Origin of the sequence: Kribbella hippodromi, assembly GCF_039531045.1 — a bacterium.
Taxonomy (GTDB): domain Bacteria; phylum Actinomycetota; class Actinomycetes; order Propionibacteriales; family Kribbellaceae; genus Kribbella; species Kribbella hippodromi.
Genome location: NZ_BAAAPH010000016.1, coordinates 138,540 through 157,815 on the forward strand (window position 1 = coordinate 138,540; position 19,276 = coordinate 157,815).

At 69.1% G+C, this 19,276-nt stretch carries 22 protein-coding genes and 1 riboswitch; of the genes, 13 read left to right on the top strand and 9 right to left on the bottom strand.

Annotated features, from left to right (window positions below; translation table 11 throughout):
• Positions 1-82: 82 nt before the first annotated feature.
• Positions 83-1,345 (bottom strand): serine/threonine-protein kinase, encoded by a 1,263-nt coding sequence (locus ABD260_RS24180; protein ID WP_344236617.1) that lies wholly within the window; start codon positions 1,343-1,345, stop codon positions 83-85.
• Positions 1,346-1,498: 153 nt separating this feature from the next.
• A riboswitch (FMN riboswitch) is annotated at positions 1,499-1,630 on the top strand.
• Between the two features lie 216 nt (positions 1,631-1,846).
• Between ABD260_RS24180 and ribD the strand changes: the two genes are divergently transcribed.
• Genes ribD through ribH form a run of 5 tightly spaced genes read left to right on the top strand, consistent with a single transcriptional unit; the run spans position 1,847 to position 5,829 of the window.
• Positions 1,847-2,842 (top strand): bifunctional diaminohydroxyphosphoribosylaminopyrimidine deaminase/5-amino-6-(5-phosphoribosylamino)uracil reductase RibD, encoded by a 996-nt coding sequence (gene ribD / locus ABD260_RS24185; RefSeq protein WP_425553382.1) that lies wholly within the window; start codon positions 1,847-1,849, stop codon positions 2,840-2,842.
• Positions 2,843-3,448, top strand: coding sequence for a riboflavin synthase (locus tag ABD260_RS24190; RefSeq protein ID WP_344236621.1), 606 nt, complete (start codon positions 2,843-2,845; stop codon positions 3,446-3,448).
• The gene (gene pnuC / locus ABD260_RS24195) at positions 3,445-4,119 is read left to right on the top strand and encodes a nicotinamide riboside transporter PnuC (protein WP_344236623.1); all 675 of its coding nucleotides are present in this window, start codon (positions 3,445-3,447) and stop codon (positions 4,117-4,119) included. Before ABD260_RS24190 ends, pnuC begins: the two co-directional genes overlap by 4 nt.
• A gap of 1 nt (position 4,120) precedes the next feature.
• Positions 4,121-5,359 (top strand): bifunctional 3,4-dihydroxy-2-butanone-4-phosphate synthase/GTP cyclohydrolase II, encoded by a 1,239-nt coding sequence (locus tag ABD260_RS24200; protein ID WP_344236625.1) that lies wholly within the window; start codon positions 4,121-4,123, stop codon positions 5,357-5,359.
• Positions 5,359-5,829 (top strand): 6,7-dimethyl-8-ribityllumazine synthase, encoded by a 471-nt coding sequence (gene ribH / locus ABD260_RS24205; RefSeq protein ID WP_184842435.1) that lies wholly within the window; start codon positions 5,359-5,361, stop codon positions 5,827-5,829. The genes ABD260_RS24200 and ribH overlap by 1 nt, the downstream gene beginning before the upstream one ends.
• A 14-nt stretch (positions 5,830-5,843) precedes the next feature.
• On the opposite strand, the gene ABD260_RS24210 is transcribed toward ribH, so the two are convergent.
• Positions 5,844-6,803: a hypothetical protein gene (locus tag ABD260_RS24210; protein WP_344236627.1), complete on the bottom strand. Its 960-nt coding sequence runs from the start codon at positions 6,801-6,803 to the stop codon at positions 5,844-5,846.
• 61 nt (positions 6,804-6,864) lie between these two features.
• Between ABD260_RS24210 and ABD260_RS24215 the strand changes: the two genes are divergently transcribed.
• Positions 6,865-7,830, top strand: a complete 966-nt coding sequence (locus tag ABD260_RS24215) for a helix-turn-helix transcriptional regulator (RefSeq protein ID WP_344236629.1) — start codon at positions 6,865-6,867, stop codon at positions 7,828-7,830.
• On the opposite strand, the gene ABD260_RS24220 is transcribed toward ABD260_RS24215, so the two are convergent.
• Positions 7,733-8,278, bottom strand: a complete 546-nt coding sequence (locus ABD260_RS24220; protein ID WP_344236631.1) for a hypothetical protein — start codon at positions 8,276-8,278, stop codon at positions 7,733-7,735. The two genes, ABD260_RS24215 and ABD260_RS24220, sit on opposite strands and share 98 nt — an antisense overlap.
• An 8-nt stretch (positions 8,279-8,286) precedes the next feature.
• Positions 8,287-9,246, bottom strand: coding sequence for a P1 family peptidase (locus ABD260_RS24225; RefSeq protein WP_344236633.1), 960 nt, complete (start codon positions 9,244-9,246; stop codon positions 8,287-8,289).
• An 81-nt stretch (positions 9,247-9,327) separates the two neighbouring features.
• Here ABD260_RS24225 and ABD260_RS24230 point away from each other — a divergent pair, with 81 nt between their 5' ends.
• The 3 genes from ABD260_RS24230 to ABD260_RS24240 all read left to right on the top strand — a co-directional run bounded on the left by ABD260_RS24230 (position 9,328) and on the right by ABD260_RS24240 (position 11,041).
• Positions 9,328-9,591, top strand: coding sequence for a phosphoribosyl-ATP diphosphatase (locus ABD260_RS24230; protein ID WP_344236635.1), 264 nt, complete (start codon positions 9,328-9,330; stop codon positions 9,589-9,591).
• 51 nt (positions 9,592-9,642) lie between these two features.
• A complete protein-coding gene (gene hisG / locus ABD260_RS24235; protein ID WP_344236637.1) occupies positions 9,643-10,491 on the top strand; it encodes an ATP phosphoribosyltransferase in 849 nt (282 codons plus the stop codon).
• Positions 10,492-10,573: 82 nt separating this feature from the next.
• Entirely contained in the window at positions 10,574-11,041 is a 468-nt protein-coding gene (locus ABD260_RS24240; RefSeq protein WP_344236639.1) for a PH domain-containing protein, read from the top strand.
• Here the strand turns inward: ABD260_RS24240 and ABD260_RS24245 are convergent.
• Entirely contained in the window at positions 11,019-11,909 is an 891-nt protein-coding gene (locus ABD260_RS24245) for an aldose 1-epimerase family protein (RefSeq protein WP_344236641.1), read from the bottom strand. The two genes, ABD260_RS24240 and ABD260_RS24245, sit on opposite strands and share 23 nt — an antisense overlap.
• A 132-nt stretch (positions 11,910-12,041) precedes the next feature.
• On the opposite strand from ABD260_RS24245, the gene ABD260_RS24250 reads away from it, so the two are divergent.
• The 3 genes from ABD260_RS24250 to ABD260_RS24260 all read left to right on the top strand — a co-directional run bounded on the left by ABD260_RS24250 (position 12,042) and on the right by ABD260_RS24260 (position 14,123).
• A complete protein-coding gene (locus ABD260_RS24250; RefSeq protein ID WP_344236643.1) occupies positions 12,042-12,386 on the top strand; it encodes a YciI family protein in 345 nt (114 codons plus the stop codon).
• A 67-nt stretch (positions 12,387-12,453) separates the two neighbouring features.
• The gene (locus ABD260_RS24255; protein WP_344236645.1) at positions 12,454-13,677 is read left to right on the top strand and encodes an RNA polymerase sigma factor; all 1,224 of its coding nucleotides are present in this window, start codon (positions 12,454-12,456) and stop codon (positions 13,675-13,677) included.
• Positions 13,678-13,682: 5 nt separating this feature from the next.
• Entirely contained in the window at positions 13,683-14,123 is a 441-nt protein-coding gene (locus tag ABD260_RS24260; RefSeq protein ID WP_344236647.1) for a globin domain-containing protein, read from the top strand.
• A gap of 5 nt (positions 14,124-14,128) precedes the next feature.
• On the opposite strand, the gene ABD260_RS24265 is transcribed toward ABD260_RS24260, so the two are convergent.
• Positions 14,129-14,800 carry a uridine kinase family protein gene (locus tag ABD260_RS24265; RefSeq protein ID WP_344236649.1) on the bottom strand — a complete coding sequence of 224 codons (672 nt, stop codon included), beginning with the start codon at positions 14,798-14,800 and terminating at the stop codon, positions 14,129-14,131.
• Positions 14,787-15,302, bottom strand: a complete 516-nt coding sequence (locus tag ABD260_RS24270) for a hypothetical protein (RefSeq protein ID WP_344236651.1) — start codon at positions 15,300-15,302, stop codon at positions 14,787-14,789. The genes ABD260_RS24265 and ABD260_RS24270 overlap by 14 nt, the downstream gene beginning before the upstream one ends.
• A gap of 81 nt (positions 15,303-15,383) precedes the next feature.
• Between ABD260_RS24270 and ABD260_RS24275 the strand changes: the two genes are divergently transcribed.
• Positions 15,384-15,884: an SseB family protein gene (locus ABD260_RS24275; RefSeq protein WP_425553377.1), complete on the top strand. Its 501-nt coding sequence runs from the start codon at positions 15,384-15,386 to the stop codon at positions 15,882-15,884.
• 3 nt (positions 15,885-15,887) lie between these two features.
• On the opposite strand, the gene ABD260_RS24280 is transcribed toward ABD260_RS24275, so the two are convergent.
• Positions 15,888-18,434: an ABC transporter permease gene (locus ABD260_RS24280; protein ID WP_344236655.1), complete on the bottom strand. Its 2,547-nt coding sequence runs from the start codon at positions 18,432-18,434 to the stop codon at positions 15,888-15,890.
• A 70-nt stretch (positions 18,435-18,504) separates the two neighbouring features.
• Positions 18,505-19,266 carry an ABC transporter ATP-binding protein gene (locus ABD260_RS24285; RefSeq protein WP_425553378.1) on the bottom strand — a complete coding sequence of 254 codons (762 nt, stop codon included), beginning with the start codon at positions 19,264-19,266 and terminating at the stop codon, positions 18,505-18,507.
• Positions 19,267-19,276 lie beyond the last annotated feature (10 nt).

Consider the following 19,276-nt stretch of genomic DNA (forward strand, 5'->3'; position numbering starts at 1 on the left):
ACCCAGCACCCACTTGACGAAACCGATGGGGACACCCGCGCTCATGGCCGGTCAGCCAAAACTGCGCATCCTCAGGTTGGGGTCAGTCGCTGAGGAGGAGCCAGATGGCGCTGCCGATCAGGCCGGTGGCCGACAGGAAGCTCAGCCAGGCGAGCCCGATCAGCAGCCGCTTGCCCCGGTGCCGGAGCTGAGTGCTGTGCGTGCTCGGGTGCGTAGTCGGGTGCGTGGTGGCGTGCGCGGCCTTCGCAGGTGGTTCCGTGGTGCTGGCTGGACTACCGGCCGCTCGCTCCGCTGCCGAACGCTCGGGTGCCGGGTGCTTCGCGCCCGGGCCCGGGCCCGGGGCGACCGGGCCTGTGGCGACCGGGTCGGTGGGGGTGACGGGGACTACGCCCGTGGGGGCGGGGCCTGCCGGGGCGGGGCCGGTGGGGGTCCAGCCGTGGGGGAGGGGCGGGAGTTGGTCGAAGACTTCGGGGGAGTCGGGGCGGGTTGACCATGGGGTCTGGCCGGCGGGTGGGAGGACGCCGGTCTCGGCCAGCAACCGTGCGGCCGCCCGCGCAGACTCCGGCCGATCCGCCGGGTCGAGGGCAGAGCACCGGCGGATGAACTCGGCCAATGCGCCGGAGAGTGCGGGCGTGCTGTCCGAGGCATCGTGAGCTCCGGGGAGAGGGGCGCCCGGGCGGGGTTCGGAGGGGTCGGGGGATGGGAGGGGCGCCGGCTGCGCGGACGCGGGCGGGCGGGTGCCGGTGAGGAGTTCGGTGGCTATGGTGGCTAGGGCGTAGATGTCTTGGCGGGGGTCGGGGTCGGCGCCTGCCAGTTGTTCGGGGGCCAGGTAGCCGGGGGTGCCGAGGATGGCGCTGTTGCGGGTCATGCGGGGCTCGTCGACCAGGCCGGCCACGCCGAAGTCGGACAGGCGCAGGTGGGGGTACCCGGTGCCGGTGACGTCCAGGAGCAGGTTGGCGGGTTTCAGGTCGCGGTGTACGACGCCTGCCGCATGCACCGCCGACAACCCCTGGAGTAGCTGATCGAGCAGTACGGCGACGTACGAGGGCGGCAACGGGCCGTGATCACCCAGCAGCGTCGCGACCGAACCGCCGCGGACCAGGTCCATCGCGAAGACCACCTTGTCGTCGTCGGCGGCCCACCCGTGTGGGGCGACGACGTGCGGGTGCTCGATCCGGACGGACTGTTCGCGGACGAAGCGCAGCAGCGCGCCGGCGTTGTGCTGGCCGAGGACCTTGGCCGCCACGTACGCGGAGCGGCGCAGGTCCCAGGCACGCCAGACCGAACCCATGCCGCCGGTTCCGATCAGGTCGATCAGCCGATACCGCCCTGCGAACGCTTCCACCGGCACGAAGGTACAGGGTCACCGGCGCGCGCCCGGCGACCACGATCACCTTCACCAGCCCGAAGGTGCGGGGGCAGCGGCGACCACGATGTGACCTGGGTCGTGGTGGGCGTTGGGGCAGAGGGCATACTTGAGGCAACGAGTGAACCCACTCGCGTGCTCCGGGGTCGGTGTAATTCCGAGCCGGCGGTGACAGTCCGCGACCCGATCGCTGCAACTTGGCGATCGGTTGACCTGGTGGAATTCCGGGACCGACGGTGAAAGTCCGGATGGGAGGCGCACGCGGCCGGCGGGTGCGCTCTGGTGCCTGACGGCGCGGAGCGTGGGCGGTAAGAACGCCTGCGAAACGCGGCGGCGGCGCTCCGGACAGAGGAGCGCGCAAAAGGTGGCGGAGCGCGAGATATGCCGGCTGAACAGCCCCGGAGTGCGTCCAGGACGACGACGAGGGGCACAGTGACAGGCTCACCGACAGGCGATGCTTCGCCGATCGATGTCGCGTGGATGCGGCGTGCGGTCGAGCTGGCCGCGAAAGGTGTCGGCAGCACCCATCCGAACCCGGTGGTCGGCTGCGTCGTCACCGCCGCGGACGGGCATCCGGTCGGCGAGGGCTTCCATGCCGTTGCCGGTGGCCCGCATGCCGAGGTCGAGGCGCTGCGGATGGCCGGCGAGCGCGCCCGCGGTGGCACGGCGTACGTGACGCTCGAGCCGTGCAATCACACCGGGCGTACGGGTCCGTGCGCGGATGCGCTGATCGCGGCCGGTGTGGCGCGCGTCGTGTACGCGGTGCCGGACCCGAACCGTACCGCCGTCGGCGGAGCCGAGAAGCTGGCCAGCAAGAACATCGAGGTCGTCGAGGGCGTACTGCGCTCCGAGGCCGAAGCCGGCAACTACGTCTGGTTGCACAGCGTACGGGCCGGGCGCCCTTTCGTGACCTGGAAGTTCGCGACCACCCTCGACGGCCGGTCGGCCGCGCCGGATCACAGCAGCAAGTGGATCACCGGCCCGATCGCGCGCGCCGACGTGCACCGGCATCGGGCCGAGTGCGACGCGATCGCGGTCGGTACGCAGACCGTGCTGGACGACGATCCCGAGCTGACGGTCCGGGACGAGAACGACGTACCGAAGGAGCGGCAGCCGCTTCGGGTGGTGGTCGGCGATCGGGAGATTCCGCCGACCGCGCGGGTCCGCAACGACCGCGCCGAGACCTTGCTGCTGCCGACCCACGATCCGGCCGAGGTGCTTCGGCAGCTGGACGATCGGCAGATCCGGCACCTCTGGCTCGAAGGCGGGCCGACGCTGGCCGCCGCGTTCCTGCGGGCCGGCCTGGTCGACCAGATCGTCGCGTACGTCGCGCCGGCCGTGCTCGGATCGGGCTTTGCCGCGGTCGGGGACCTGGGCGCGGAATCGATCGACCACCTACGGCGGTTCAAGCTAGCGGACGTCACCCGGCTGGGGGACGACGTCCGGTTGACCCTGGTTCCTCTGGGAGGCAAGTAGATGTTCACCGGCATCATCGAAGAGCTCGGCACGGTCGAGGCCCTGGACCTGCTGGACGGCGACTCGGCCCGGCTCACCATTCGCGGGCCGAAAGTGACCGCGGACGCCGGGCACGGCGACTCGATCGCCGTCAACGGCTGCTGCCTGACAGTGGTCGAGCACGGCGACGGTCTGTTCACCGCGGACGTGATGCGCGAGTCGCTGCAGCGCACCAGCCTCGGCGGCCTGGAGAAGGGCTCGCCGGTCAACCTGGAGCGCGCGGTCCAGGCACACGCGCGGCTCGGTGGGCACATCGTCCAGGGACACGTTGACGGCACCGGCACAATCGCCAGCCGGACGCCGGGCGAGCACTGGGAGGACGTGCGGGTCGCGACGGCGCCGGAAATCCTCAAGTACGTCGCGGAGAAGGGCTCGATCGCGATCGACGGGGTTTCGCTGACCGTCACCGATGTCGACGACGCGTCCGGGACGTTCGGGGTCAGCCTGATCCCGACCACGCTGGAGCTGACCGTGCTCGGCCGGAACCAGGTCGGTGACACCGTCAACCTCGAGGTCGACGTGATCGCCAAGTACGTGGAGCGGTTGCTTGCCGGAGGCACCAAGTGAACCCGGTCGACTGGTTGCTGACCTCGCAGGTCACGATCGCCGGATCGCCGGTGCTGGTCCGGGAGATCGTCGGCAACGTGTTCGGCCTCGGCAGCGCCCTGTTCGGCATGCGCCGGCTGGTCGCCGCGTGGCCCGTAGGCATTGTCGGGAACGCGCTGCTGTTCACCGTCTTCGTCGGCGGCATCTTCGACACCCCGCAGGACAAGGACCTCTGGGGTCAGGCCGGCCGTCAGGTCTTCTTCGCGCTGGTCAGCATCTACGGCTGGTACCGCTGGTACCAGACCCGGCACCGGGGCGCGGGCAGTGCCGTGCAGCCGCGGTGGGCGACCGGCCGGGAGCGCATCGAGCTCGCCGGGATCGCGGTCGTGTTGTACGCGGTCGCGTACTTCGTACTGCGGGAGCTCGGTTCGTGGGGACCGCAGTGGGACGCGTGGATCCTGACCGGGTCGATCCTGGCGACGTACGGGATGGCGCGTGGTTTCGTCGAGTTCTGGCTGATCTGGGTGGCTGTCGACGTGGTCGGCGTACCGCTGCTGGTGCAGGCGAAGTTCTACCCGTCGGCGGCGATGTACGTGGTGTACGGACTGTTCTGTGTGCTCGGTTTCGCGTCCTGGTGGAAGATCCAGAACACCGAACGCGCCGCCGCGCCCGAACCTGTGGTGGTGGGCTGAGATGGGTGAAGTGCTGAAGCTGGACACGATCGAGCACGCGATCGACGAGATCCGGGCCGGGCGGCCGGTGGTCGTGGTCGACGACGAGGACCGGGAGAACGAGGGCGACCTGATCTTCGCCGCGTCGAAGGCGACGCCGGAGCTGCTCGCGTTCCTGATCCGGTACAGCTCGGGCGTGGTCTGCGTACCGATGGAGGGCGCCGAGCTGGACCGGCTCGGCATCCCGTTGATGACGCCGCACAACCGCGAGCGGATGCGGACCGCGTACACGATCTCGGTGGACGCGCGGGACGGGATCAGCACCGGGATCTCGGCCGCGGACCGGGCCCGGACGATCCGGGTGCTGGCCGACTCGGCCTCGGAGCCGTACGACCTGGTGCAGCCGGGGCACGTGTTCCCGCTGCGCGGCCGCGAGGGCGGTGTGCTGGTCCGGCCGGGGCACACCGAGGCGTCGATCGACCTGGCCCGGATGGCCGGGCTGACTCCGGCCGCGGTGATCTCGGAGCTGGTGAACGACGACGGCACGATGAAGCGCGGTACGCAGCTGCGGACGTTCGCCGACGAGCACGGGCTGGTGCTGGTCTCGATCGACGACCTGATCCGGCACCGGCGGCTGACCGAGTCCCAGATCAAGCGGGTCGCGACCACCACGCTGCCTACCCAGTACGGAGATTTCGTCGCGCACGGGTACCGGAACACGGTCGACGGTTCGGAGCAGCTGGCACTGGTGCGTGGTGAGATCGGCGATGGGCCGACCCTCGTACGCCTGCACTCCGAGTGCCTGACCGGTGATGTGTTCGGCTCGCTGCGCTGTGACTGCGGGCCGCAGCTCGACGAGGCGATGCGGCAGGTCGCGGCCGAGGGCGGCGTGGTCGTGTACCTGCGCGGTCATGAGGGACGCGGGATCGGTCTGCTGCACAAGCTGCAGGCGTACGAGCTGCAGGACGCCGGCCGCGACACCGTCGACGCCAACCTGGACCTAGGTCTTCCGGCTGATGCCCGCGACTACGGGACCGGGGCGCAGATCCTGGCTGACCTTGGGGTGAAGTCGGTGCGGATGCTGACGAACAACCCGGACAAGCTCACCGGCGTACAGGGCTATGGCATCGAGGTTGTAGAGCGCAGGGGCATCTCCATCGACCCTACTGAGCACAACCTCCGGTACCTGCGTACCAAGCGCGACCGTATGGGCCACCACCTTCCCGGTGGCCTCCGCACCGAAGAGAACGGAGCCGGCTGATGTCGGGCAGTGGAGCACCCACCATCGAGGTACCCCGCGTCGAGAACGCCCGGGTCGCAGTCGTGGCCGCTCAGTGGCACCCGAAGGTCACCGACGGCCTGCTGACCGGTGCACTGCGTGCTCTGGCCGACTCCGGCGTCACCGAGCACACAGTTGTCCGCGTACCCGGCTCGTTCGAGCTTCCGGTGGCAGCACTCCACGCGGCCAAGTCCGGGTACGACGCGGTGGTCGCGCTGGGCGTGGTGATCCGCGGTGACACCCCGCACTTCGAGTACGTCTGCCAGGCGACAACAGAAGGCCTCATGCAAGTGGGTGTCACCACGGGCGTACCGGTCGGCTTTGGCGTACTGACCTGTGACAACGACCCCCAGGCACTGGACCGCGCCGGACTGCCGGACAGCCGCGAGGACAAGGGTTACGAGGCGACGCAGGCCGCTCTGTCCACGCTGGCGGCGATCCGCGGTCTCTAGATCCTGGTCGGTCGCTAGATCCTGGTGTGCTCCATGAACCAGTTGGTGGTCCAGGTCTTGCCCTGGTCCGTGGAGAACGCCTGTTGCCAAGCGGCTTTGTCGGTGCCTGCGGTCCAGTGGAACCGGACGTCGATCGGCTGACCGTCCCAGGTGTCAGGCCCTTCGAACACGCCGGTGCCGTCCGGGCTCCACTTGCCGACTACAGGTGGTTCCAGCTTGCCGTTCTTGCTGTTGATCCAGTAGATGGACCACTCGCGGGACACCGGGTCGTACAACCTGAAGGTGGCACCGCGGAAGCCTTCGCTGGGGAACCAGCCCTCGTCGAAGCTGACGGCGCCGTCGAAGTAGGTAGTGGCCTGCATGGTGGCGTCGTGCTCGTACCACTCGTGCGGCTCGCCCAGTACTGGGCGGCGCCGGCGGTTCTGGAAGGACCAGCGGCCGACGAGGAAGTCGAACTCGTCAGTGACCTTCGGTACGTCCAGTGCGGGGGGCGGGGTGTCGCGGCGGGTGAAGTCCATCGTCCAGTTGGTCTCCCAGCTCGCACCGTCGTCGCCCGAGTACGCCTGCTCCCAGTGCGCTGTCGTCTCGGTGATGTCCGACCAGGTGAACCGGCACAGCACAGGACGGCCGTCGTGCTCGTCATCGCCGACCAGCACGCAGGAGGTGCCGTCAGCCGACCAGCTGCCGTGCACCGGCGGGTAGAGCTTCATGGTGGTGCTGCTGACCCACCAGATGCTCCACTGCTTCGCCGCCGGGTCGAAGACGCGCAGCGACAGGCCGTACGTGCCCTGGGCGGGGAAGCGCGTCTCGTCGATGCTGATCTGGCCGTCGAAGTACGTGTGCCCGGTGGTGGTGCCCTCGAACTCCTCCCACTCCGTGCTGCCGGTGAGCGGGTGCTTCAGCCGGCGGTGCCGTACGTCGAAGTGCCCGGTCAGGAAGTCGAAATCGCTCGTCACCTTGGTCCAAGTCGTCATGGAACCAGCTTCGATGTGAAACCTGACAATCCGTGACAGTGTTTCGGGCTAACCTCGGAGCATGCGTTCGAGCCGGCTGTTGTCGATCCTGCTGTTGCTGCAGACGCGGCGGCAGCTGACCGCGCGGGAGCTCGCCGACGAGCTGGAGGTGTCGCTGCGGACCATCTACCGCGACGTCGAGGCGCTGGCCACGGCTGGTGTCCCGGTGTACGCGGACCAGGGGCGTGCTGGTGGCTACCGGTTGGTGGACGGGTACCGGACGCGTTTGACCGGGCTGACCGAGCAGGAGGCGGCCGCACTATTTCTGGTGGGTATGCCGGGTGCGGCCGCGGCGCTGGGGCTAACAGCTGAGACGAGTGCGGCCGAGTTGAAGCTGCTGGCCGCACTGGCTCCGGACCAGCGGGACCGCGCCGGGAGGTTGAAGAATCGCTTCCACCTGGATCTACCTGCTTGGTACCAGGACGCTGAGGTGTCACCGCACCTGTCCGCTGTGGCTGATGCCGTGCTGCACGACCGGCGGATCAAGGTGCGGTACCGCCGGTGGGAGGAGCCGCGTGAAGTAGAGCGGGTACTGGAGCCGCACGGGCTCGTGCTGAAGAACGGCAGCTGGTACGTGGTCGCTGCGGCTGCTAGCGGATTGCGTACGTACCGCGTGTCCAACATCCTCGAACTGGCCGTGACTGAGGAGGAGTTCGAGCGGGATACGTCATTTGACCTTGCTGCGTTCTGGCAGCAGCACCTGAAGGGGTTCGACCGGATCCGGTACACGGCGCAGGCGGTTGTCCGGGTGTCTGCGGGGTTGGCGGCGCGGATGTACGACGTGTCGTTTCCGGAACTGGTCAACGCGGTTGCGGCGGGTGAACCGGAGCCCGACGGCAGTGTGGTGGTGGCACTTCCGATTGAGTCAGTGGGGAACGCTGCGGCGTCCTTCAGTCGGTTCGGTCCGGCGCTGGAGGTTCTGGAGCCAGCGGAGCTTCGTACTGCGCTGGCTGAGCTGGGGCGGTCGCTGCTCGCGTTGTACGAGTGAGGTCCCGTGACAGGTGCGAGCGCCGGAAGCCGCGAGTGAACAGCCAGCGGAGATCGGCGGGCGTGTCGTACATGAGCTGCACGTGGAAGTAGTTGATGTGCTCGAGTAGGCCGGCCAGTGCGAACACCAGGCCGACTATGGTCCCGGAACCGGGGTGTTGGGCTACTGACCAGGCTGTGTAGAGCAGGCCGGTGGGTAGTAGGACCAGATTGCACCAGCGGATCAGTCTGAAGAAGCCGACGTCGGTGCGGCGGAGCTTCAGCCACCAGTACAGGGCGCCTTCCAGTAGCAGGAGGGCGAAGAGGGCGAAGCCGGTCAGGTTTGGGGTGGTGGCGGGGAGGTTCAGGACGTTGAACCACACGACGTACTGCAGGGGGATGTTGAGCAGCTCCAGGGCGGCCAGGGTGCGGAGGCGGTGCCTGACCCAGGCGCGGGAGCGGTGGTCCATCCGGGTGACTATGTCAGGTTTTGGATTCGCTCGTGGGGTACGGCGTGGGCGGTGTGGTTCTGGTGGCCGGTGGTGGTTTGGGCCATGGTGAGGGAGTTGAGCAGGGCCTCTTCTACTGACTCCATGACTGCTTGGAACGGGGTGCGGAGGTCGCGGTCGGCGTAGGTGGGGGTGCGGTTGGTGGTGAAGGCGATCGCGTAGTCGCCGCTGCCGGGGGAGTAGTCGGAGCCGACCCGGGACATGGCGAAGATCGCTCGCCGGGCTAGTCGGCCGAGCTGGCGCGAGTCGAGCGGCAGGTCGGTCGCGACGACGATCATGCAGGAGTTCCCGTCCGCGTCGATCGGTTCAGCAGGTAGCTGTTTTCCGAGAACAGTAAGAACACCAGAGAAGTTCGCCTGCACAAGAACTCCCACAGTTCCCCGGTCAAGTACGCGGGAGGAGGTGCCGATGCCTGCTTTGAAGCCGAGGGCGCAGGTGCCGGTGCCGGCTCCGGCGCAGCCTTCTAGAGGGAGGGTGGGGGAGGCGGAGTCGAGGGCGGCGTGGACGTGGGTGGGGGTGATGGGGCGGCGGCGGATGTCCGACAGGTGGCCGTCGTTGGTTTCGCCGACTATGGGGTTAAGGCTGGTGGCGGACGGGTCGCGGGCGAGCAGCCAGGTGACGAACGCGTCCGCGACCCGGAACGTACTCAGCGTCCCGGTCAGCAGGATCGGGGTCTCGATCACCCCGAGCTCGTCGACCTGGGTACTCCCGACCAGCTTCCCGTACCCGTTGCCGACCGCGATCGCGGCCGGGAGCGTCCCCGCGTAGTCGTCCGGCACGATCGCCGTCACCCCGGTGTTCACCCCGTCCCCGGTGAGCGTGGTCTGCCCGACCCGCACCCCGGCGACGTCGGTGATCGCGTTCAGCGGGCCGGTGGGCAGCGTACCGACGGTGATGCCGAGCTCACGGACTCTGCGCGGAGTTTGCATACCGACCATGGTCCGCGAGCCCGTCCGGGGAGCGGACCTGGGGGTGGCGGCCTGGAGCGGGCCCCGTAGGCTGGGCGCGCGATGAAGAGTTTCGAGGAGTTGTTCGCCGAGCTGGGTGAGAAGGCGCGGACGCGGCCGGAGGGTTCCGGGACCGTGGCCGAGCTGGACGCCGGCGTGCACACGATCGGCAAGAAGCTGGTCGAGGAGGCCGCCGAATCCTGGATGGCCGCCGAGCACGAGGGCAAGGACCGGGCCGCGGAGGAGCTGTCCCAGCTGCTGTACCACGCCCAGGTGATGATGCATGCCCTCGGCCTGGACCTCGAAGACGTGTACCGACATCTGTAGGAGTCAGCACCCCACAGCCACCGGTTCACATCATTCGAGGAAGGCATTGCCATGCTGCGCGTCGCCGTACCGAACAAGGGTTCGCTGAGCGAATCCGCCATCGAAATGCTCACCGAGGCCGGCTACAAACAGCGCCGGTCGACCAAGGACCTGACCCTCACCGACGCTGCCAACGAGGTCGAGTTCTACTACCTCCGGCCGCGGGACATCGCCGTGTACGTGGGCGAGGGCACGCTCGACGTCGGGATCTCCGGCCGCGACCTGGTGCTCGACTCGCACGCCGACGCGGACGTCGTGATGGGTCTCGGCTTCGGCTCGTCCACCTTCCGGTTCGCCGGGCGGCCCGGGGTGGCCGACTCGGTGAAGGACCTGAGCGGGAAGCGCATCGCCACCTCGTACGCGGGGGTGCTGCAGGATCACCTGGCCGAGAACGGCGTCGAGGCGTCGGTCGTACGCCTGGACGGCGCGGTCGAGTCGGCGGTGCAGCTCGGTGTGGCGGACGTGATCGCGGATGTGGTCGAGACCGGTACCACCTTGCGGCAGGCCGGGCTGGAGGTGTTCGGCGACCCGATCCTGCGGTCCGAGGCGGTGCTGATCAAGCGGCACGGCGCCGAGATCCAGCCGAACGGCCAGCACCAGCTGATCCGCCGGCTGGAAGGTGTGCTGATCGCGCGCAACTACGTGATGATGGATTACGACATCCGGGCCGAGGACGTGGACGCGGCAACGTCGGTCGCGCCCGGCCTGGAGTCGCCGACGATCTCACCGCTGCACCGGCAGGGCTGGGTCGCCGTCCGGGTGATGGTCCAGCGGGCCGAGGCCCAGCGCCTGATGGACCAGCTCTGGGAGGTCGGCGCCCGCGCCATCCTCACCACCGACATCCACGCCTGCCGAATCTGAAAGCCAAAAGCGGTTGTTGAGCTGCAGGATCTGAAATGCAAAAAGCAGAGAGTGGTTGTTGAGGGGCAGGATTTGAATCGACATGGCCGACAGCAGTGAGCGGTTGTTCAGCTTCCATCCGCGGATCATCGCGGGCATGTCGGCCGGCATGGGGTTGTCGCTGATCGCGGTGTTCGGGGTGATCTGGTTCCGGTTGTCGCCCGAGGACCGCGCCTTGTTCGACTGGTTCCAGCGGTTGACCCTGCTCGCGTTCTTCGGCGCGGTGCTCTGGATCCTGTACCGGATGACCACACTGCGCGTGATCGCGTACCCGGATCGCCTCCGCGTGCGGAACGTGTTCAAGACGTACACGCTGCCCTGGCCGGAGGTGCGCGCGTTGCGGTTCCGGTCGGGCGACGCGTGGTTGCAGCTGTTCGACGCGAACGACAACCGGATCGGCATCCTCGCGGTGCAAGCCTCGGAGGGATCACGGGCCACCCGGGCCGCCAAACAGCTGGCGGCGGTGGCCCGTGAGCAGGGCGCGGGCCCTAAACAGACACCACAAAGCTAGTTGTGTGGGATTCGCCCGGTTTCAGGACGACAAGGTCCTGACCGCTGACGAACGCGTCCGGCGGACACGTCATCGGCTCGACCGCGAGCGCCGTACGCCCCAGTGCTTCGCCGGTGTACAACTGCATCCACGGCGTGTCACTCGTCAGCACCGACCGCGTACCGGTGTCCGGATCGGTCAGCGAAACCGACCAGGATCCACTGCCCAAGCCGGTGAACGCGTTGTCGATCTGCAGCGAACCCACCGGCCGCCCGCCGCGGAAGTCGTACGGCGAACCGTCTACCGGGTGCTGCCCGACCGGCGTCAGCTGCTCCGGCGACACCTCGAGCCACTCGTCCGCGCCGAACTCCAGCACGCATTCGTCGATCGGCCGGCCAACCGAAAGATACGGGTGCGAGCCGTAGCCGTACGGCGCGTCGCTGTCGCCGATGTTCGTCGCCGTCGCGGTCACGCTCAGCCCATCGGCCAGCCGGTAGTCCAGGCGGAAGTCGAGCTGATGCGGGTACCCGGGCCGGCCGTGCAGCCGGTGGCCGATCACCAGCGCCGCCGGGTCGGAGCCGTCGTCGATCCGCAGCCAGTTCGCCCAGCGGGTCAGGCCGTGGATCGCGTTCCGTCGATCCGGCTCGGTCAGGGCGAGCTGCTGTTCAGTACCCGCGAAGGTGTACTTGCCGTTGGTGACCCGATTCGGCCACGGGAACAGGTGCTGCCCCATCCCCGCGTGCGCAGGCTCGTCCTCGGCGTACCCGAGCACCACCGGGCGGCCGTCGTACGTGAGCCCGCGCAGCCCACCGCCCACGCTCACCACGGTCGCCAGGTACTTCCCGGCCCGTAAAACCCACTGTTCTCCCGAAGGCAGGACGACGCTCATGGATCCCATCCTAAGAACAGGAGGTAGTCCGTCGGTAAGCGTTCTCAGGGGATGGGAAAGCGCTGGAAAGCTGACTACCTCCTGTCCTTCGGGCGTGATCCATCCTGTAAACAGGCGTACAGGAGGTAGGACATGAAGTACATGTTGCTGATCAACGCCGGTGAGCTGGACCTGCAGGACGCGCCGGTCGGGTGCGAGCCGGAGGACTGGATGCGGTTCGACAAGGAGATCACCGACGCGGGTGTGGTGGTCGCGTCCGAGTCGCTGGCCGATCTGGTCACCGCGACCCGGGTGCAGGTCGCCAACGACGGGAAGCGCACGGTCACCGACGGGCCGTTCGCGGAGACCCGGGAGGTGCTCGGCGGGTTCTACGTGATTGACGTACCGGACCTGGATGTCGCGCTCGACTGGGCGGCGAAGTGCCCGGGGTCGCGCGGCGGTGGCTCGGTCGATGTCCGGCCGATCGCCGAGTTCTGACCCGCACATCGACCTCACCGGGCGCCTCACCGGGTGCTGACAGCCGAGTTGTGGGACAGGGGAGCTGATGGAGCAGGTCGAGGCGGTTTTCCGGGAGGAGCGCGGCCGGTTGCTGGCTGCGCTCGCCCGCCGGTTCGGTGACCTCGACCTGGCCGAGGAGGTCACCTCGGAGGCGATCGAGACCGCGCTGCTCCGCTGGCCGGTCGACGGCGTCCCGGCGAACCCGGGCGGTTGGCTGATGACCACCGCCCGGCGCCGCGCCGTCGACCGGCTCCGCCGGGATCAGGTGTACGCCACGAAGCTGGCGATCCTCCAGATCGAAGCCGAGCGCCCCGCACCCCAGGCGACCGGTGACGAACTGCCGGACGAGCGGCTGCAGCTGTTCTTCACCTGCGCGCACCCCGCGCTCGCGCCTGAGGACCGCGGTGCGCTGACGCTCCGCTGTCTGGCCGGGCTGACCACGCCGGAGGTGGCGCGGGCGTTCCTGGTCCCGACCGCGACGATGGCGAAGCGGATCGTCCGGGCGAAGAAGAAGATCCGGGAGGCGCGGATCCCGTTCCGCGTACCGGACGCGGCCGAACTTCCGGAGCGGCTGCCGGGCGTACTGCAGGTGATCTACTCCGTCTTCACCGAGGGGTACGCGGCCAGCGCCGGACCGTACTTGCAGCGCCTCGACCTGGCCGAGGACGCGATCCGGCTGGCCCGGATCCTGCACCGGCTGCTGCCCGCTGAGCGTGAGGTGACCGGGCTGCTCGCGCTCATGCTGCTGATCCACGCGCGCCGCGACGCCCGCAGCGGGCCGGATGGCGCCATCGTGCTGCTCGAGGACCAGGACCGCGGGCGCTGGGATCACGAGCTGATCTCCGAAGGCAGTGAGCTGGTTGTCCGAGCGCTGACCGGTGGCACAGCCGGGTCGTACGGCGTGCAGGCCGCGATCGCCGCCCTGCATGACGAGGCGGCCGACTTCGCCGGCACCGACTGGCCGCAGATCGTCGCGCTGTACGACGTCCTGCTCGAGCTCGACCCGTCGCCGGTGGTCGCGCTGAACCGCGCCGCCGCGGTCGCGATGCGGGACGGCGCCGAGGCCGGGCTGGCGTTGCTGGACACCCTCGCCGACGACCCGCGCCTGCGCGACTACCACCCGTACGCGCTGGCCCGCGCCGATCTCCTGGAGCGACTCGGACGCTTGCCGGCGGCAACCGAGGCGTACGAGCGCGCGCTCGCCCTGGCCGGGTCCGAACCGGAGCGCGCGCAGGCCCGTGACCGGCTGACCCGTCTGCGCGCATACTGATGCAAATGGAGACCGTTTACGAAGCGGCGGGTGGGTCCGAGGGCTTGCTCCGGTTGGCGGCTGCCTGGCACGAGTTGGTGATGGCCGATCCACTCGTCAGCCACGCCTTCCACGGCGGCGCGAAGCCCGACCACACGGAACGATTGGCCGCGTACTGGGGCGAGGCGCTGGGCGGACCGCCCGCATACACGGCAACGTACGGCGACGAGGCGTCGGTCGAGCGCCTCCACAGCGGCAACGGCGAACACGACGAGATGAACCGCCGCGCGATCGAATGCTTCGACGAGGCCCTGACCAACGCCGGCCTGACCGACCCACGCCTTTCCCAGGTCCTGCACGACTACTTCGCCTGGGCCACCGTCACCCCGATGTACCACCACCGAGCCGACGACATCCTCGACGACGCCCAGATCCCACGCTGGTCCTGGGACGGCCTGCAGGGCTGATCAGGTCAGGAGGCGGCCGAGTCGTGTGGGGGCAGGGCAACTGACTTTGTGATCAGCTCGAGCGCCGGGTCGTGCGGCACGGACGGGGCGCCGTCGACGATGACGTGGGCTCGGGCGCGGGTGTCCTGCTCGGCGAAGTGGTCGCGTTCCCAGCGCATCCAGTCCAGCCAGTGGTCGCGGAGGGCCTCGCCGTCGCGTTCGATGCCGCGGTCCAGCCGGATCTCGTTCGTCGTCTCGACCCACAGGCGCAGCGACTGCCAGTGCGCCGCGTCCCGGTCGCACGCGGTGACCCCTTCGACGATGAGCAGTTCCACCGTGTTCGGTACGACGTGCAGCTCCGCGTACGCGCCGGCGTACCAGTCGTAGCGCCGGTACCGCCCTTCGCGGCCGTCGGCGAGGCGCTGCAGGACGTGGTCGCGGAGCAGCGCGAAGCCACGCTCGGCACCGGACCAGCCGTCGTACAGGTCGTCCATGTGGATGACGTAGGTGTTCAGGTCGCGAGCTTCCGCCCGGGCCTGGAGCAGTGCGGCGACGGTGGTCTTGCCGGAACCGGCGGGTCCGTCGACGCCGATCAGTCGGGTCCGGCCCAGTTGAGGCGGGCCGGCCTGGACGCTGTCCAGGAGCGAGTCAATGGTCAGGGGCGAGCCGTGGTCAGCGGCTTTGTCAGTTGATTCCATGGCGTTTCAGGATGTCCTCGATCTCGTCGAACTCCGACGAATCCTGCTGCTTCGCCTTCCCCTTTTGCGGCTTGGCAGCTTTGGCAGTGGTGGCGGCGGCGGGGGCCGGACCCGTCGCCGTCAGCTCACCCGCGGGCGAGGCGGGCTTGTTCTGTGCCTTTTCTGGTGATTTCTGGGCAGCCTTCGGCGCGTCACCGCGGCGGCTCCGGGCCACACCGGAGACCACGTACAGCACCACCGAGACGCCGAACAGCGCGACCCCGGCCCAGACGGTCGGCGAGAAGATCAGGTGCGTGACCCAGCTCACCGCGGAGCGGACCACGTCCCAGACCAGCTCCAGCAGGCCGGTCAGGTACAGCGAGACCGGCAGCAGGGACCAGGCCACGCCGCGGGTGCCGGCCGCCACCCCGCGTCGCCGCCAGGCGAACCACGAGCCGATCAGACCGAGCAGCGTAAGGCCTACGCAGAACGGCAGCAGCGTCAAATCGTTGAAGTTGGGCACATACCCAGGCTCGCACAGTCAGCCGTGGAACCAAGAGGGGAAAGGCCCTGACCTACCCCTGAAACCGCCCCCGGCGACAATATGTCCGTGCAACCACCTGAGCGGCGACTGGCTTTCACCGGGTTCGACAACGACGACGGCACCGCGGACCCCGCGCTGGCGGCGGCCCTGGCCGCGGGCGACGACGGGGCGGTACTGGCCGCGCTGACCCGCGCCCGGCTGCTCGTACCGGTGGTGGCGATGCTCGGTGAGGTCGAGTACGACGTGAACGGGCTGGCGCACGACAAGACGTCCGACATGGCCGTCGCACTGCTCCAGGGCCAGGACGGGCGGAACGCATTGCTGGCGTTCACGAGCACCGAGAGCTTGGCTCGCTGGAGTCCGGACGCCCGCCCGATGCCGGCCCAGACCCAGCTGGTCGCGACCGCCGCGGTGCAGGAAGGCGCGGCCGCGATCGTACTGGACATCGCCGGCCCGGCCACCGGCGTGATCGAGACCGACGACGTACGCCGGTTGGCCGCCGGCCTCCAGGTCGTGCACCTGGAAGACGGCGGCTACGCGTGGATCGAACCGGCCCGCTGAGTGTCAGCCGACGGGCGTACTGAGGGCGTCCATCGGCTTGGAGCGCATCGCGATCCGCCCGGTGATCGCGGTGGTGGGCAGCACCAGCAGCAGTACGACAGCCACCCAGACCAGCAAGATCCAGATCGGACCGGACGGGATCGGCAGCCCACGGGTCGCCAGCGCGATCGGCAGTACGGTGAACGCGGCGGTGATCAGGCCCGTGACCAATCCGATCGCCGCGATCATCAGCCCCTCCAGCCCGAGCATCCGCGACACCTCGCGACGGGTCGATCCGGTCAGTCGCTGCAGTCCGAACTCACGGCGCCGGTCCAGTACGGCCACTGCGATGGTGTTGACGGAGGCGATTGCCGTGTACGCGACCGCGATCGCGGCGAGTAGGTAGCTGATCCACGCGTCCACACCGAGCCCGGTGTCCAGCCCATTGCCCAGTACGTCACGGCTGCCCATCGTCGTACCGGGCCACTTGGACAGCTCGGTCTTGAGCGCCGCCTTCTTGTTGGTGGTCTTCAGGACGAGCTGGCTCGGCAGGCCGGTTGTCGTGTGTGCAGACAGTAGTTTCGCGGGCAGCAGCAGCGACTCGTACCCGGTCGGTCCTTCGACGAGGGCGACCACCTTGACCTTGACCAGGGCGTCGTCGCCGAGCCGTACGCCGAGGTCCGAGCCGACGTCGACCTTGAGTTTCTTCGCCGTGCCCGGCGGGAGCGCGATGGTTTCACCGGTCAGGTCGTCGAGCGAGCCCTTCGTCACCTTGCCCTTGTAGATCGGTCCGCTCAGGCCGAGCAGCGGCCACGCGTCGCTGGTGTGCGACTTGTCGTACGGTTCCTCGATCCAGCCCTTGCTCTGGACCAGCTCCGACACCGCGGTCACACCCGGCATCGAGCGGGCCGCTTCGGTGAGGGACGCGGGGACGCCGCCGCTGGTGGAGGTGATGACCACATCGCCGGACAGGTTTCCGGTGAACGCCTCGACGGCCGCCTGCTGCTGGGTGGTCTGCGAGTAGATGTTGCCGACGGCAATCGCGGTGGCGATCGTGATCGGGATCAGGATCGCGCCGAACTGCACGGCCCGGACCCGCAGATTGATCACCGCGAGCGTACCGGCGGTGCCGCGCTTCTCGATCCATCCGGTCACCCGGGGGATCAGCACCCGCTGGATCACCAGCGGCGCGAGGATCGCGACGGCGATCGAACCGGTCAGCCCGGCCGGTCCACCGATCGCCGCGGCGTTGGTCGGACCCATGAACGGGGTGGAGGAGGCGATCGCCACGGTCGCGCCGGCGAAGATCAGGCCGACGATGATGCGTACGCGGCTGAGGGCGACCGGCGGTACGGCCGCTTCCGCCAGTGCCTGGATCGGGCGGATCCGGGCGGCTCGACCGGCGGCCAAACCGACGGTCACCCGGAGCACGGCGAAGGTCAGGATTGCGGCGCCGACGAAGGGCAGGATGCCCTGGTCGAAACGCAGCTGGGCCGGCACGACGCCGCCGCCGGTGAGCATCCCGAAGATCCAGTGGCCGGCGAACCGGCCGCAGAGCAGGCCGAGGACGAGGCCGATCACGCCGACCACCATGGTCTCGGCGACCACCATCTTGCCGACCTGGCTCGGGGTGGCGCCGCTGGCCCGGAGCAGTGCGAGCTCGCGGCGGCGCTGGCGTACCGACAGGCCGATCGTGGCGGAGACCACGAGGGCCATCACCACGGCCACCATCCCACCGAAGACGCCGGACATGATGATCAACGGAAGACCGGTCGCGATCCCGGTGAACTCGGCGCCACCACGGTCGTCGCCGGTGTACGCCTTCACGCCCGCGGGCAGGTCGAGCCGTTTCGCCAGGTCCTTCGCGGAGGTTCCGTCCGCCGGAAACACCCCGATCGCGTCCACGCCGGCGGCTTCGCCGGTACCTGCTGTGCCATTCGCGCCGCCGGGACCGTTCACGCCCAGCGGACCGTTCACGCCGGCGGCGACATCCGCGTCGGCGAAGAAGATGGCCGGGTTGTCGACCTGGTGCTTGGCAGCCGCGATCCCGGCCAGCGTGAACTTGCGGGGCTCGCCGCCGACAGCGACAGTCACCTGATCACCCGGCTTCGCGGTACCGGCCAGCCGCTGATCCAGCACGATCTGCCCGGAGCGTGGTGCGTGCCCGGCGGTCAGCTCGTACGGAGTGAGCGGTGCCGACGCCCAGCCGTGCCCGGCCAGCGCGTCGTACCCGGTGGGGAAGGGGGTGGTGACGACGGCCGGGAAGGTGCGGTCGGGGATCGCGTGGGCCACGCCGGAGGTGCCGGCGAGCTTCGTGGCGAGGTCGGCGTCGACGCGGTGCCGCTCCGGGAAGGCGGCGGCGCCATTGCCGTTCGGCGGGTGGTAGGCCGGGTCGCCAGTGACGACGATCGGGGCCGCTGCGAGGCGTTGCGGTGGAGCGTTCAGGCGGAGGCCGGTTTCGAGCAGGCCGCCGGCGGCGCTGAGCAGCGCCCCGCCGAGCAGGACCGCGACGAAGATCGCGAGAAAGGCGGCGGTCCGGTACCGCAGCGTGGTGACGGCGAGGCGAAACATGAGTCAGATCTCCTGAGCTGTGGTCTGGTCGAGGCGTACGGGTGACGGGTGGGCGGTGCCGTCGCCGGGATCAGTTCGGGGCGGGGGCGCGGCGGGTGGTGCTGAGGTGCGCGAGCTCGGCGGCGACGGTTTCCGGGGTCGGCCGGGTGGATTCGGAGACGATCCGGCCGTCGACCAGGAAGACGACGCGGTCGGCGTACGACGCGGCGACCGGGTCGTGGGTGACCATCACGATGGTTTGGCCGAGTAGGCGGGACTGGTCGCGCAGCAACGTCAGCACTTCGAGTGCCGTGGTCGTGTCGAGTGCACCGGTCGGCTCGTCCGCGAAGGTGATCGCCGTGCGGCCGGCCAGTGCCCGTGCGATCGCCACGCGCTGTTGCTGGCCACCGGACAGTTCGCTCGGCCGGTGCTTCGTACGCTCACCCAGGCCGACGCGCTGGATCACCTCACTTACCCAGGCGCTGTCCGGCTGCTTCCCGGCCAAGGTCATCGGGAGTACTACGTTCTGCCGCACTGTCAGCGCGGGCATCAGGTTGAACGACTGGAACACGAACGCGACATGCTCACGACGCAGCTCGGTCAGGGCGGTCTCGTCCAGGCCCCGCAGCGACTGACCGGCCAGGTGGACGTCACCGGCAGTCGGAGTGTCCAGCCCGGCCGCGCAGTGCAGCAGGGTGCTCTTGCCGGAGCCGGACGGTCCCATCACGGCGGTGAAGGAGCCGGCGTCGAAGCCGTACGTCACACCGGCCAGCGCGTCGACCGCTCCGGGACCAGTGCCATAGACCTTGCGTACGTCGGTCAACTGCACCGGGGCGGTCACTGTGCTGCTCACTGGGCTGTTC